A 13,403-nucleotide genomic window follows, 5' to 3' on the forward strand; every position below is an offset into this window, starting at 1 on the left:
AGGCGGCGTGGGGGCTCCCCCTCCCGCGCCGTCTTCCCGACCGGCCGTCAGAGAATAAGAAAAGGGTCCGCCGATGATCTTCCGCCGCCTGATCGCCGCTTCACTCGCGCTGACGCTGACGCTTCCGGCGCCGCTCGCCGCGCAGAGCCGCCACCTCCTCGAATATCCGTCGATCCATTCGCCGACGGTGGGGACGCGCGGCATGGTGGTCAGCCAGAACGCCATCGCCAGCGAGGTCGGCGCGAAGATCCTGCGCGAAGGCGGCAATGCCGTCGATGCCGCGATCGCAGTCGGCTTTGCCCTGTCGGTTACGCTGCCGCGCGCGGGCAATATCGGCGGCGACGGCTATATGAGCGTCTATGACGCCGCCTCGGGCGAGGTGCGCGTGATCGATTTCCGCTCGGTCGCCCCACGCGCCGCGACCCCCGCCATGTTCGTCGACAATCGCGGCAAGGAGCGCGCGGTCGCGAGCTACGGCTATCTGGCGCCCGCGGTGCCGGGAACGGTCGCGGGTTTCGACTATGCCCATCGCAAATGGGGCAAGCTGTCGTGGGACAAGATTGTCGCTCCCGCCATCGCGCTGGCCGCCGACGGCGTCCGGCTGAGCGCCGACGAGGCTTTCGTTTTCAGCTGGGGCAAGGATCGGCTGTCGAAGAGCGCGGCGGGCAAGGCCGCCTTCTACAAGCCCGACGGCAGCCTGTATCAAAAGGACGAGGTTATGAAGCGCCCCGACCTCGCCTGGACGCTGGGCGAGATCGCGCAGCATGGCGCCGACGGCTTTTACAAGGGCGAAGTCGCGCGCCGGATCGCCGCCGACATGAGGGCGCATGGCGGGCTTATCACGCTCGACGACCTCGCCGCCTATCGCCCGCAGGAGCGCGCCCCGCTGGTCGGCAGCTACCGCGGTTACACCATCTACACCGCGCCGCCATCGAGCGCGGGCGGGGCAACGCTGCTCAATATCCTCAACCAGCTCGAACATTTCGACATCAAGGCGATGGGCGCCAATTCGGCGGCGTCGCTGCATGTGATGGCCGAGGCGATGAAGCTCGGCTATGTTGACCGCTACCGCGCGCTGGGCGATCCCGCCTTCGTCACCGCGCCGGTCGGCGGTTTCATTTCGAAAGCCTATGCCGCCGAGCGCGCGAAATTGATCGACCCTGCGCGCGCCAAGCCGATCGACGCCATACCTTTCGGCGATCCGCTCCGCTACGAAAGCCCCTCGACGACGCATTTCTCGGTCGCCGACAAGGACGGCAATGTCGTCTCGACGACCTTCACGCTCGGTTCGGACTTCGGATCGGGGGTGATGATCGCGGGAACGGGGATCCTCCTCAACAACGAGATGAACAATTTCAGTCACGAACAGGCCTGGGAGGCCCAGCGAACCGGGACACCGCCACCGCTCAACGCGATGGCGCCGGGCAAGCGAATGTTGTCGACGCAGATGCCGACGATCGTGATGAAGGACGGCACGCCGTGGATCGTCACCGGAACCCCCGGCGGCAGCACGATCATCACCTCGGTCGTGCAGGTTCTCGTCAACGTCATCGATCATGGCATGAACATCGCCGAAGCGACGCACCAACCGCGCATCTATCAGGGTGCGAGCGACACGCTGCGCGTCGAACCCAATTTCAACCCGGACACCGTCGCCGCGCTGAAGGCGATGGGCCATCCGATCACCAGCGATGAGACAATGGGCAGCGAACAATCGATCATGATCGAAAAGGGCCTGTTCCTCGGCGCCGCCGATCCGCGGCGCCCCGGCGCGCTGGCGGTGGAACCATGATGCGCCGCCGCCTGATCCTGCTCGCCGCCGGCCTGCTCGCGGCCTGCGCGCCGGTCGCGCCGCCGCAAACGGTCGCTCCGCCGCCCGCTCCTTCCTCTTCCGCCGACGAACAGGCGTTCGTCGCGGCCGCGCATCCACTCGCGGTCGAATCGGGGCTCGACGTGCTGCGTCGCGGCGGCAACGCCGTCGATGCAGCCGTCGCAGTCCAGGCGATGCTCGGGCTGGTCGAACCGCAAAGCTCGGGACTCGGCGGCGGGGCCTTCATGGTCTACTATGACGCCGCCACACGCGGCGTCACCGTCTATGACGGGCGCGAACCCGCACCCGCCGGTGCGACCCCGGACATGTTCCTCGATGCGGGCGGCAAACCGCTGCCCTTCCGGACCGCGGTGCTCAGCGGCCGCGCGACGGGAGTGCCGGGCGCGGTGGCGATGCTGGCAATGGCGCAGCACGACCGCGGAAAACTGGCTTGGCGCGACCTCTTCGGCAGCGCCGAGCGGACGGCACGCGAAGGCTTCACCGTCACCGCTCGCCTCGAACGCTTCGTTCATGGCCCCTATCCGCAGGCGAGCGCGCCCGATGTGGTGCGGTATTTCAGCGACGGACATGGCGGCAAGGTTCGCGCCGGCGACACGCTGCGCAATCCCGCCTATGCCGCATTCGTCCAGCGCCTTGCCGCCGAGGGCGCCGACGCCCTCTATCGCGGCGCCACTGCCGCGCGCATTGTCGCGCGTCTGCACGAAGGCGCCTTGCCGGGCAGCATGACCGCAACCGATCTTGCCGGCTATCGCCCCGTGGTCCGGCAGGCGCTGTGCAATGGCTATCGCGTCTATCTGCTCTGCGCGCCGCCGCCGCCGTCGAGCGGGGTGGGCTTGCTGCAGCTTATGGCGATGATCGAACATAGCGATATCGCGGCGCGCGGCCCCGACGATCCGGTCGCCTGGGTCGAATATGCCGAAGCGAGCCGGCTGATGTATGCCGACCGCGACGCCTATGTCGGCGATGTGCCGAACGTCCCCGTCAGGGGGCTGCTCGATCCCGCCTATGTCGCTGCCCGCGCCGCGCTCATCAAGGACCGGGCCGGGCCGCCGCCGTCTGCCGGAACCCCGCCCGGTGCAATCGTCGCGGCGGCAGACGCCACCGATGAAGTTCCGGGCACCTCGCACTTCGTGATCATCGACGGCGACGGCAATGCGGTGTCGATGACCACCACGGTCGAAAGCTATTTCGGGTCGGGGCGCATGGTCGACGGCTTTTTCCTGAACAACCAGATGACCGACTTTTCGTTCGTCCCCACTGGTCCCAATGCCATCGCGCCGGGCAAGCGGCCGCGGTCTTCGATGACCCCGCTCGTGATATTGCACCGCGACCGCAGCCTTGCCGGCGCGATCGGGTCGCCGGGCGGCAACGCGATCCTCGCCTATGTGTCGAAGGCGCTGGTCGGCGTAATCGATTGGGGACTACCGCTGCAAAAGGCGGTCGCGCTCCCCAATCTGGTCGCGCGCGGCGCAACCTTCGCGGGTGAGGAAAGCCGCTTTCCGCCCGCAATGCGCGCCGAAATGGCGCGGCGCGGCGTCGAAGTCCGTGCCGGATCGGGTGAGGATTCGGGACTCCACGGCGTCATGATCCGGGATGGCCGCTTCGATGGCGCCGCCGACCCGCGCCGCGACGGCGTTGCGCGAACGATCACGCTCGAAAGGAAATGACGATGATGCGTTTCATCCCGCTCGCGGCGCTTGCAGCCAGCATGATCCTCGCCGTTCCCGCGGCTGCGCAGCGCGTGTCGGTCGAAGCGGTCGAATTCCCCAGCCGCGACGGCAAGACGATGATCAAGGGCTATGTCTTCAAGGCGGACAATGCCCCCGCGCAATCGCCCGCCGTTGTGATGATGCACGGACGCGCCGGCGCCTATTCGTCGCTTGCCAAGGGGAAATATGATGCGGCGACCCTCGCATCGCGGCACCGGGCATGGGGGCGCCTGCTCGCGCGCAGCGGCTATGTGGCGCTGATGGTCGATGACTTCGGTCCGCTTGGTTATCCGACGGGCTTCCGCGCCGGCACCTACAAGGATCGCCCCGCCGAAGTGAACGAGGTCACCTACCGCCCGCTCCATGCCTATGGCGCCCTGCGCTATCTTCAGCAGCGCGCCGATGTGGCGGGTACGCGCGTCGCGCTGCTCGGCTGGTCGAACGGCGCGAGCGCGACGCTCGCCGCCATGGCCGACGACAAGCCCGGCGACATGCGCAAGATCGGCTTTCGCATCGGCATCGCCCTTTACCCCGGCTGCGGGCTCAAGCGCCGTTTCGACAAGCAGGGCTATCGCCCCTACGCGCCGGTGCGCGTTTTCATCGGCTCCGCCGACGAGGAGGTGTCGCCCGCCTCGTGCGAAAAGCTGGTCGCGCGCAGTCGCGACAAGGGCGGCGACATCACCCTGACCAGTTTCAAGGGCGCGACGCACGGCTATGACACCCCCACCGAATCGCGTCAGTCGGTTGCCGCCAATGCCGCAGCCAAGGCGGCGACGGAAAGCGACGTCCTCGCCTTTCTGGCGAAAAATTTGAAGGATGAGTGATATGGCTCAGCTTACGCCCTTTCATTTTGCCTTTCCCGTCGATGATCTCGACGCGGCGCGGCATTTCTATGGCACCGTCCTCGGTTGCCCCGAGGGGCGCAGCGACAGCGACTGGATCGACTTCAACCTCTATGGGCACCAGATCGTCGCGCACCGGGTCGCGCGGCGCGATGCGGTGGCGGGCCATAATCCGGTCGACGGCCATGATGTGCCGGTCCCGCATTTCGGCGTCGTCCTGCCGCCCGACGAATGGCGCGCGCTCGCGGCGCGGCTCCAGGATCAGGGCGTCCGCTTCGTCATCGAACCGCACACGCGCTTTCCCGGCCAGCCGGGCGAACAGTCGACGATGTTCTTCCATGATCCGGCGGGCAATGCCCTCGAGTTCAAGGCCTTTGCCGATCTCGACCAACTCTTCGCCAAATAAGGATTTGTGATGGCGCGACCGATGCGTTTCTGGGGACATTTGGGCGCCGCCGCCGCGCTCGCCGCGGGCGTGCCACTCACCGCACCTCTCGCCGCAGCCGCCGAAGCGCCCGCGTCGATCCGCGGCATCGACGGAACGGTCGCGGTCGTCGGGGGCACGGTCGATGTCCAGGCGATAGAAGCGCGCATCAATGGCCAGCCGGTGCCGATTGCGCGCGATGGCAGCCTTGCGGCATCGCTGCCCGACGCCGCCGATTACCGGATCAGCCTGCGCGGTCCGGCGATCTTCGACGCCGATTTCGCCTTCGCCGCCGCCGAACTGGGCGCGAAGGACGGCAAGCGCGTGCTGCCGCAGCTCGAAGTCGTGGCGCGCGCGCCGGGCCGCGTTGAATTCTTCTTCGGCGGCGATGTCATGATGGCGCGCCGCTATGAAAAGCCGATCTGGGGCGAACGCACATTGATCCATCCGGCGACCCGCGCCGCCGACATGGCGCGGCTGCTCGCACCGATGCGTCCCTATTTCGCGGGCGCCGACCTCGCCTCGGTCAATCTCGAGACGGTACTCGCGGCCGAGGATCTGGGCGACGCACCCGACAAGACGGTGGTCTTCTACACCCACCGCGATGCGGCGCAGGTGCTCGCCGATGCCGGGATCGATTATGTCACGCTCGGCAACAATCATGTCTATGACTATGTCGAACCGGGCCTTGCCTCGACACTGGCGGCGCTCGACAAGGCGAAACTCCCCTGGTCGGGTGCCGGCCGAAACGAAGCGGAAGCACTGAAGGCTGCCCGCATCGAGGTTGGTGGACAGCCCTATGCGATGCTCGGTTTCGTCGGCTGGAAGGGACGCGTCGAACCCAATCAGGTCGCCGAAGGCGCCAAGGGCGGGGCCGCCTTCGGCAGCGACGAGAATATCGAGACCGCCGTCACCCGCGAAGTCGCAGCCGGGCGCATGCCCATCGTCCAGTACCACGGCAGCAGCGAATATAGCGACCGCCCCACCGACATCAGCGAGCGGCGGATGAAGCTGGCGATCGACGAGGGCGCGGTGCTGGTCGTGTCGCATCACCCGCATGTGTCGCACGGGCTCGAACTCTATAAGGGGCGGCTGATCGCCTATTCGCTCGGCAATTTCGTCTTCGACCAATATTTCCCCGAAACGCAAGCGACCTATGCGCTGAAAGTCTGGATGGACGGCGGCACCTTGTTTCGCGCCGAAATTCTGCCGATCCAGCTCCTCGACTATCGTCCCGTTCCGGCGACGGGCGCGATCCGCCAGGCGGCGCTTCACCGCATCATCGACCTGTCGGCGGAGCGCGGTACGCGGATCGCCCTGTCCGGCGGACATGGCGTCATCACCCCGCAGCGGCAGCCCGCGCCGCCGCGCGAATGCGCCGCGACGTCGATTTTCGGGGTTATCGCCTACCGCTATGCGCTCGACCCGGCCGCCCCATGCGCCGCCGCCACCGGCGCGATGACCGGCCGCGACCTGATCCTGCGCGGCGATTTCGAGGCAGCGCGGTACGACGACGCCACCGACCGGAGCTGGACAAGCGAGAATGGCAGCATCGATTTCGTCGGCGGCGGCTTTGGCGGCGGGCACGCGCTCGCGCTGCGTCCCGACGCGGCGGCGTCATCGGCCACCGTTGCGCCGACGACATTCTTCCGCAACGGGAATGCGCGCCGCTACACGCTGGTCGGCCGCGCGCGCAGCGATAGCGCCGCGACGCTAGCGGCGTTCGTCCAGTTGCAACCGAAGGGCAGCGGCATGACCAAGGCGATCGAAAGCGCACCGCGGCAGCCGATCGGCACGGCCGCGCTGACCGGCGGCGCATGGACCGATTTCCGCTTCGACGTCGACCTTGCGCCGGGCGACGAGGAACTGCCCCTGCGTCCGCTGCTGCAAATCGACGGAAAGCCGGTACAGATCGACGATATCGCCTTCGTCGCATGGGACGAACCGGCGAACGGCGAACCGCCGGCGCCCGGCCGCTCCTACAGCCGCTAGATCAGCGCTTCGAGGAGGCCGATAAGCGGCTTGTCGGCGGGCGGCATATCGAGCGCGTAAAGCTCGACCGGCCGCACCCAGCGCAGCGCGGTCGCATGCTGCGCCACCGGGGTACCGCGCCATTTGCGGCAGACATAGAGCAGCAGCAGGAGATGCCGATCGCCGAGCATGTCGCTCGCAAAGCAAGCGGGCGCGAGGCAGCTATGATCGACGTCGATCGCCAGTTCCTCCGCAAGTTCGCGTACAAGCGCCTGCTCGGGGGTTTCGCCGACCTCGCGCTTGCCGCCTGGAAACTCCCACAGCCCCGCCATCGACGTGCCTTCGGGGCGCTGCTGAACCAGCAAGCGTCCGTCGCGATCCACCAGCGCCGCGGCGACCACCACGAGGCTGTCGGACGCGGTATTTCCGCCCTGCGATGCGGCCAAATTGTTAACCTTCCTGTGACACTTTCCCGATCCTCGGGAACTATAACTTCAGTCAGGGGCGGAACAATGAACAAGTTTCATGGGCTGCTGCGGTCGACCAGGGCCGCCACAGCCGTAGAATATGGCCTTATCCTTGCGCTGATCTTTCTGGCCGCGATCGTCACCATCACCGCCGTCGGCAAATCGACCAACGCGATGTGGACCAACGTGTCGGAAAAATCCGTCGCAGCGATGGATGGAACCTGATGTGCTGAAACGGGACTCCGGAAACAGCATTTCGGCGCGTCGGCATTAAGAAATTCAAAACCAATTGATCCTAATCTTGCTCCGTTGACCACGACCAGACCGTCAACAGGGTAAGTGACTTGTCAGGAGACCAGACATGAAATTCTTCAAGAAGCTCGTTCGCAACAATCAGGCTGCGACCGCCATCGAATACGGCCTGATCGCCGCTCTCATCGCCGTCGCGGGCATCACCGTGATGGGCAACGTCGGCACGAGCGTCAAGGGCACGTTCGAAAAGGTCGACAGCGGTCTGAAGAACGCCGGCACCTAATCGAGCCGACATCCACCGCTTCGGCGATGGAGATCAAACAGGAAAGGGCGGTGGCCAAGCCACCGCCCTTTTTTGCGTCGGATCGTCAGCGATTGGCGTAGACGACCAGCTTTACCTTTTGCCCCGGAGCGAGCCGGCTCGTGGCCGGCAGGCGGTTGAGCACCTGGAACCGCTCCGATTGATAATTGCTGTAGGCCATGCGCTTCGCCAGCGCCGCGACGCTGTCGCCGCTTTTCACCGTCACCACATCGACGCGTCGCGGCCGGATCGCAGCAGCCTCGCTTGCGCTCAACCGCCGGACGCTTCCGAACATCGGGTTGAAGACGCCCGACCCGCCGGCCTTGGCCAAGGTCACGAAGTGAAAGGCGCTGTTGGGTGCAAATTCATAGGCAAAGACGGTCACATCGACCTGTCCCGACTGGCTATTGGCGCGCGCCGACGAAAAATAGGCGGGGATGCCGTTCACCGTCGTGCGCTGAACGGTGCCGGGCGTGATCTTGGCGTCGCCCGCAACCGCCTTGAACACATTGGCAATATAGGCGGTCATGTCACCGCTATACGCCGCGGTCGAAAATTGCGCCTGCCCACCGTTGCCGCTGATCGACACCGCGCTGGTGCCGTTCTGCATTGCAAAGCCGTTCGGGACCGTGAAGCGCAGACGCAGGTCGGGATGCAGAAAGTCCCTGCCCTCGACCACGCCCTGCGCCGGGTCATCGCCATAGAGCACGCCATCAACCGACGCGAGGAAAGCGTCGGCGTTGCGCACGCCGCCGGTGCCGACCCGCGAGGCGAGCGTTTGCGCATTGCGCACGCGCGACGCCGGATCGGGATGGGTGCTCGCCCATTCGGGCAACGACCGCGCGTCGCCCCCCGACAGTCGCGCCTCGAGGTTGGTCTGGTTCGCAAGGCTCGCCAACATCGTCGACAGCGCCATCGGATCATAGCCCGCGCGCCTCAGATATTGGACGCCGAGTTGATCGGCCTCGAGTTCCTGTGAGCGCGAAAAGCCCAGCGTCGCAAGCTGCGCCACCTGCATCGCATTATTCTGCAACAGGCCGCCGAGCCCGCCGAGCAGCCCGCCATTGTCGCCGATCGCGCCGCCAAGCACCGACGCGAGGACGCCGAGGATGGTGTTGCGCGTCGCCGCCGACTGGCGCTTCTTGCTATGCTGCGCAGCGACATGGCCGACTTCGTGGCCGAGCACGCCGGCGAGTTCGGCCTCGTCGTTCATCAGCGCCATCAGCTGGCGCGTGACGTAAACATAGCCGCCGGGGATCGCGAAGGCGTTGTTCACCGGCGAATTGAGCAGCGTCACGGTGAAGTCGCTCGGGCTGCGCGACAGGCCCGATTGCACGGCGATATTCTGACCGATGCGGTTCACATAGGCGGCCTGCGGCCCTGCATAGGCACCGCCGAATTCGGCGAGCAGTTGCGGATGCGCCTCATCGCCCTGCTTGCGCTCGGCGGGCGAGATGCTGGTCGCGGTGCGGATTGCCTTGAGCTGTGCTTCGGCCACCCCGCCACCGACCAGCGCCGTTGCCGCCAGCAGCATCGTCAGCCGCGCCGTGATCCGTTTCGTCATCGATTTGCCTCCCTTTGGTCCGTTCTCGCCGGCTTATCCCGTCGCGGGATCAAGGCAAGCGGTCATGGGACGCCCGCCGGTCGGGAGTCGAACGCGAAGCAGGCGCGGGCGGTTCCGTTCAGGCGCGCCCCATCGCAAGGAATTTGTCTTCGCGGTCGGTACGCAGCCGCTCACGCGACTGGCCCTGCAAGCCGTCGAGTTCCTGCGCGAGCGCATCGCCGAGCGACTGGATCGCCACTTCGGGCGCCCGGTGCGCGCCGCCGACGGGCTCTGTCACGATACGATCGATGACCTTCAGCCCCAGCAGATCCTGCGCCGACATCTTCATCGCGGTTGCCGCATCGGGCGCCTTGTCGGCGGTGCGCCACAGGATCGACGCGCAGCCTTCGGGCGAGATCACCGAATAGACGGCATGTTCGAACATCAACACGCGGTTAGCGGCGGCAAGCGCGATGGCGCCGCCCGAACCGCCTTCGCCGACGATCGCCGCGACCATCGGCACGCCGAGCGCAAGGCATTGTTCGGTCGACCGCGCGATCGCTTCCGCCTGGCCGCGCTCTTCGGCCTGGATGCCGGGAAAGGCCCCCGACGTGTCGACCAGCGTTACCACCGGCAAGCCGAAACGATCGGCAAGCTGCATCAGGCGGATCGCCTTGCGATAGCCTTCGGGCTTCGCCATGCCGAAATTATGCTTCATGCGCGACGGAATATCGTCGCCCTTCTCATGCCCGATCACCATCACGCGCCGACCGCGAAAGCGAGCGAGGCCGCCCAGAATCGCCTGATCGTCGCCGAAGTTGCGATCGCCCGCGAGCGGCATCCAGTCGTCGAACAGACCCGCGACATAATGTTTGAAATGCGGCCGGTCGGGGTGACGCGCGACCTGCGTCTTTTGCCAGGGCGTCAGCTTGGCATAGATATCGCGCAGCATCTTCGAGGACTTGTCCTCCAGCCGGGCAATATCGCCGTCGATATTGAGCGACGGATCGTCCCCCATTTCGCGCAATTCGGCAATCTGGCGATCGAGCGCGGCGACCTGTTTTTCGAAATCGAGAAAGGCTGTCATAGGGGAGCGCTAGGCCGAAGGCGCCGCAACGTCAACGGCCCGCATCTGCGCCAGCGGATGGCGCCGGTTGACCAGCTCGACCAGCCGCCGGCTATCGACATGGGTGTAAATTTCGGTCGTCGCGATGTCGGCATGGCCCAGCATCATCTGCAACGCGCGCAGGTCGGCCCCGCCCTCCAGCAGATGGGTGGCGAAGGCGTGGCGCAGGACGTGCGGACTGACCCCCGCGGGATCGACCCCGGCGCGCGCCGCCAATTCGCGCAGCATCTGGAACAGCCGTACGCGCGAGACATGCGCCTTGCCCGACGGGAACAGCCAGGGTGTTCCATCGGCGAGCAGCGGCAGCCAGCGATCGAGCGCTTCGCGCGCCCGGTCGGACAGCGGCACCAGCCGTTCCTTGTCGCCCTTGCCGCGCACGATCAGAAATTGCCGCTCGCCGGCGACCGCGCGGCGCGGCAGCGACACCAGTTCGCTCGCGCGCAGTCCGGAGCCGTAGAGCAGTTCGAGCAGCAGCAGCATGCGCATGGCGTTCGCGGGCGCTGCCTCCCCCGCTGCCTCCTCGCTAGCCTGCGCGAACAGCCGGTCGACATCATCGTGCGACAGAATGCGCGGCAGCGGACGGCGCGTGGCGGGACGCGCGATGTCGAGCGCCGGATTGTCGGTGCGCTCGCCCTCATCCTCCAGAAAGGCGAAGAACTGACGCAGCGCCGACAATTTGCGTGCAGCGCTGCTCGCCGCCAGCGTCCGATATGCGGCCATCAATGCGCGCAGCGCGGCGGCGTCGGCGTCGCCGAGCGAACCGCGCACCAGTTCGGCCGCCTGTTCAAGGTCGCGGCGATAAGCGAGGATGGTGTTGCGCGATGCCCCCCGTTCGGCGGACATCATCTCGAGGAAGCGGTCGATCAGGCGCGCGTCAGACACGCACCAGCGCTTCGGCCGCGATCATCCGGGCTTCGGCGTCGAGCCCGACGTCGTGGAGCGCCCGGACGATATGATAGAGGTGATAGGGCGGTATCTTGCCCCATTCGCCCTGCATCCCGGCCGCGGCAAGCAGCGCAACCATGCCGGGTTCGCGCCGCTGGGCGGCTTCGGAAATCGCACGCGTCCATCGCGTCTGCTTGCCCAGATCGACCCCCAGATCGCTGGCCGCCGATGACGCCTGCCCGGCGTCGATGCGGCCGAGGCCCGCGAGACCCGCGAGCAAGAATTTCGACCGCAAGGTTTCGGCGCTGTCGTCGTCGCTGGCGAAGCTGCCGATCGACCCGGCGCCGACACCAGTCAGCGGGCGCGGCGACCCGACCGCCATGATGCCCCACCCGTGGCCGCCGACCGACAGTTTCGACACCCATTGCACCGCGCGATTGTCATATCCCGCGGTCAGCATCGATCCCAGCAACTGCCACGGATCGGCGCCGACATCGGCGCCGGTGGGCAGCGCGGCGGCGGCTCGCGCGGTTGCGACAAGCGCGGCATAGCGCGCCGTCGCACCGGTGCCCGCGGACCAATATTCCTCCATCGCGGTATAGCGATCGGAGGCATTGGCGCCGCTGAATGCGCTGCGCAGCAGATCGGTCTGCGCCGCGAGCGCTTCGGGGGGCTCCTCCTCGCTCGACGCGGCGCTGAGCAGCGAGACGTAGGCTTCGCTCGATAGCACGCCGCGCGATGCGGCATAGGGAGCGGCAGCGATGCGGTCGCCCATCGGGGTCATCGGCGCGAGCACCGTCCAGCTTCGGATCGAACCGGCCTCCGTGGCGCGCAGCGGTGCCGGAATGTCGATTCCCGTCGCGGTCGCCAGGCCAAAGCGCCAGCTGGTCAGGCGCCCGACGTTGTCCCATTCGATCGTTGTCGAACGGCGGCCGGCGCCCGTTGCGCCGAGTACGCGTTCGGCGAGCAGAATGTCGAAATTGCTAATCTTGCCGCTTGACCGTACCCGGCCGATCGCCCAGCCCGCGGGTCCGGCCTCGCCCGACATCCCGGCGCACATCGCCGCGGCGAGCCGCCAGCTTTGTTCGTCGCCATGGGCAAGCCCCGCGGGGACGTATGGACAAAGCCCCGACGGATCGGCATTCGCCAGATAGGTCTGCTGCGCGGTCGCGACGAGCCGCGGGGTCGCGCGGTCATAATCGACCGACTGCACGATCATCCGCGCGGTGGTCGATTCGCCGAGCCGCAAGAGCAGCCCCGCGCGGTCGGCGGCAAGGTCGGCGCCGTTGATCGTATCGGGCGTGTCGATCGCCGACGCGAGCGCGCGGCGCAGCAATATCTGGCCCCAGCGCGATGCGACCTGACCGCGCATGCTGCGCATGATCGCCGCCGCATATTGGCCGCGCACCCCGAAGGCATCGGGCGCCATCCCGCCGGTTTCGGGCGTCAGCGGCCCGACCCGCGTCAACAGCCGGCGCGCGCCGGGCGGCAGGTCGTATTTGAGCTGGCCCGACGTGCCTTCCTCGCCATCGCTGGCCTCATCGCCCGCGTCGGTGTCGCCGCCGTCGAGCGTCGCGACGGCTGGCGGCGCAAGGGGCGTCGCACCAGCGGGTTCGCCCTTCGGCGCTGCGGTCGAAGAGGGCGCCGGGGTCGGCGACGGCGTCGGCGCCGGGCGCGGTGCCGGCGTGTCGGCGGGCTTGCCAAAGCCTTCGGGCAAGAGCGATTCCTGCGCGACCGCCGGAAGCACGAGCGCAGCCGCGAGTGCGGTTCCCGACAATCCAAGGGTCAGCGCGAGCATTTTCTTTGTCATTGTGCCGCGCTTTCGGCAATCTTGTCGGTCACGTCCACCTCAATCATCTTCGCCTCGATCGGTCGTCCCAGCCAATAGAGGAACAGTCCGAACGCCAGCAGCAGCGCCAGGGCGAAAATCCCGGCGACCCAGCGCCCTTTTCCCGATCCTTGCGTTACGCGCAATATCCTGTGCCACCCGTGCCGGCTCGACCCAAATTTGCGCGGCGCAGCAAAATCATTGTTCCGCGCGCTTCCTGCGGT

General features: G+C 66.9%; 13 protein-coding genes. 7 read left to right on the forward strand and 6 right to left on the reverse strand.

The annotated features are described in order from the left end of the window. The first annotated feature begins 73 nt into the window (after positions 1-73). The 5 genes from ggt to P1IM2_RS18580 are packed head-to-tail and all read left to right on the forward strand — an operon-like array spanning position 74 to position 6,798. Positions 74-1,792: a gamma-glutamyltransferase gene (gene ggt / locus P1IM2_RS18560; RefSeq protein WP_186403448.1), complete on the forward strand. Its 1,719-nt coding sequence runs from the start codon at positions 74-76 to the stop codon at positions 1,790-1,792. Further along, positions 1,789-3,498, forward strand: a complete 1,710-nt coding sequence (locus P1IM2_RS18565; RefSeq protein WP_186403449.1) for a gamma-glutamyltransferase family protein — start codon at positions 1,789-1,791, stop codon at positions 3,496-3,498. Before ggt ends, P1IM2_RS18565 begins: the two co-directional genes overlap by 4 nt. Positions 3,499-3,500: 2 nt before the next feature. Further along, a complete protein-coding gene (locus P1IM2_RS18570) occupies positions 3,501-4,364 on the forward strand; it encodes a dienelactone hydrolase family protein (protein WP_186403450.1) in 864 nt (287 codons plus the stop codon). A gap of 1 nt (position 4,365) precedes the next feature. Further along, positions 4,366-4,788: a VOC family protein gene (locus P1IM2_RS18575; protein ID WP_062768938.1), complete on the forward strand. Its 423-nt coding sequence runs from the start codon at positions 4,366-4,368 to the stop codon at positions 4,786-4,788. A 9-nt stretch (positions 4,789-4,797) separates the two neighbouring features. After that, positions 4,798-6,798 (forward strand): CapA family protein, encoded by a 2,001-nt coding sequence (locus tag P1IM2_RS18580; RefSeq protein WP_186403451.1) that lies wholly within the window; start codon positions 4,798-4,800, stop codon positions 6,796-6,798. Here P1IM2_RS18580 and P1IM2_RS18585 read toward each other — a convergent pair. Next, entirely contained in the window at positions 6,795-7,223 is a 429-nt protein-coding gene (locus P1IM2_RS18585; RefSeq protein WP_062901907.1) for a (deoxy)nucleoside triphosphate pyrophosphohydrolase, read from the reverse strand. The genes P1IM2_RS18580 and P1IM2_RS18585 overlap by 4 nt on opposite strands. Positions 7,224-7,289: 66 nt before the next feature. On the opposite strand from P1IM2_RS18585, the gene P1IM2_RS18590 reads away from it, so the two are divergent. Together P1IM2_RS18590 and P1IM2_RS18595 are read left to right on the forward strand one after the other, a co-directional pair. Continuing rightward, positions 7,290-7,469, forward strand: coding sequence for a Flp family type IVb pilin (locus P1IM2_RS18590; RefSeq protein ID WP_186403452.1), 180 nt, complete (start codon positions 7,290-7,292; stop codon positions 7,467-7,469). A gap of 136 nt (positions 7,470-7,605) precedes the next feature. Beyond that, positions 7,606-7,779 (forward strand): Flp family type IVb pilin, encoded by a 174-nt coding sequence (locus P1IM2_RS18595; RefSeq protein ID WP_062901905.1) that lies wholly within the window; start codon positions 7,606-7,608, stop codon positions 7,777-7,779. Between the two features lie 85 nt (positions 7,780-7,864). Here P1IM2_RS18595 and P1IM2_RS18600 read toward each other — a convergent pair whose 3' ends face one another. The 5 genes from P1IM2_RS18600 to P1IM2_RS18620 all read right to left on the reverse strand — a co-directional run bounded on the left by P1IM2_RS18600 (position 7,865) and on the right by P1IM2_RS18620 (position 13,325). Beyond that, entirely contained in the window at positions 7,865-9,361 is a 1,497-nt protein-coding gene (locus tag P1IM2_RS18600; RefSeq protein WP_409574547.1) for a M48 family metalloprotease, read from the reverse strand. A 118-nt stretch (positions 9,362-9,479) separates the two neighbouring features. Then, positions 9,480-10,427: an acetyl-CoA carboxylase carboxyltransferase subunit alpha gene (locus P1IM2_RS18605; protein WP_003052803.1), complete on the reverse strand. Its 948-nt coding sequence runs from the start codon at positions 10,425-10,427 to the stop codon at positions 9,480-9,482. Positions 10,428-10,436: 9 nt separating this feature from the next. Beyond that, complete coding sequence (locus tag P1IM2_RS18610; RefSeq protein ID WP_058813220.1) at positions 10,437-11,348, reverse strand: tyrosine recombinase; 912 nt, start codon at positions 11,346-11,348, stop codon at positions 10,437-10,439. After that, complete coding sequence (locus P1IM2_RS18615; protein WP_186403453.1) at positions 11,341-13,161, reverse strand: hypothetical protein; 1,821 nt, start codon at positions 13,159-13,161, stop codon at positions 11,341-11,343. The genes P1IM2_RS18610 and P1IM2_RS18615 overlap by 8 nt, the downstream gene beginning before the upstream one ends. Next, positions 13,158-13,325: a hypothetical protein gene (locus tag P1IM2_RS18620; RefSeq protein WP_186403454.1), complete on the reverse strand. Its 168-nt coding sequence runs from the start codon at positions 13,323-13,325 to the stop codon at positions 13,158-13,160. The genes P1IM2_RS18615 and P1IM2_RS18620 overlap by 4 nt, the downstream gene beginning before the upstream one ends. Positions 13,326-13,403: the final 78 nt, after the last annotated feature.

Source organism: Sphingopyxis sp. P1IMeth2 (assembly GCF_900185685.1).
GTDB classification, from domain to species: domain Bacteria; phylum Pseudomonadota; class Alphaproteobacteria; order Sphingomonadales; family Sphingomonadaceae; genus Sphingopyxis; species Sphingopyxis terrae_A.

What these genes read in the sequence shown, in the direction of transcription:
- P1IM2_RS18575 (WP_062768938.1), top strand. Translation starts at nt 4,366, where the DNA reads ATGGCTCAGCTTACGCCCTTTCATTTTGCCTTTCCCGTCGATGATCTC.
- P1IM2_RS18580 (WP_186403451.1), top strand. Translation starts at nt 4,798, where the DNA reads ATGGCGCGACCGATGCGTTTCTGGGGACATTTGGGCGCCGCCGCCGCG.
- P1IM2_RS18605 (WP_003052803.1), bottom strand. Translation starts at nt 10,427, where the DNA reads ATGACAGCCTTTCTCGATTTCGAAAAACAGGTCGCCGCGCTCGATCGC.
- P1IM2_RS18565 (WP_186403449.1), top strand. Translation starts at nt 1,789, where the DNA reads ATGATGCGCCGCCGCCTGATCCTGCTCGCCGCCGGCCTGCTCGCGGCC.
- ggt (WP_186403448.1), top strand. Translation starts at nt 74, where the DNA reads ATGATCTTCCGCCGCCTGATCGCCGCTTCACTCGCGCTGACGCTGACG.
- P1IM2_RS18615 (WP_186403453.1), bottom strand. Translation starts at nt 13,161, where the DNA reads ATGACAAAGAAAATGCTCGCGCTGACCCTTGGATTGTCGGGAACCGCA.
- P1IM2_RS18570 (WP_186403450.1), top strand. Translation starts at nt 3,501, where the DNA reads ATGATGCGTTTCATCCCGCTCGCGGCGCTTGCAGCCAGCATGATCCTC.
- P1IM2_RS18600 (WP_409574547.1), bottom strand. Translation starts at nt 9,361, where the DNA reads ATGACGAAACGGATCACGGCGCGGCTGACGATGCTGCTGGCGGCAACG.
- P1IM2_RS18595 (WP_062901905.1), top strand. Translation starts at nt 7,606, where the DNA reads ATGAAATTCTTCAAGAAGCTCGTTCGCAACAATCAGGCTGCGACCGCC.
- P1IM2_RS18590 (WP_186403452.1), top strand. Translation starts at nt 7,290, where the DNA reads ATGAACAAGTTTCATGGGCTGCTGCGGTCGACCAGGGCCGCCACAGCC.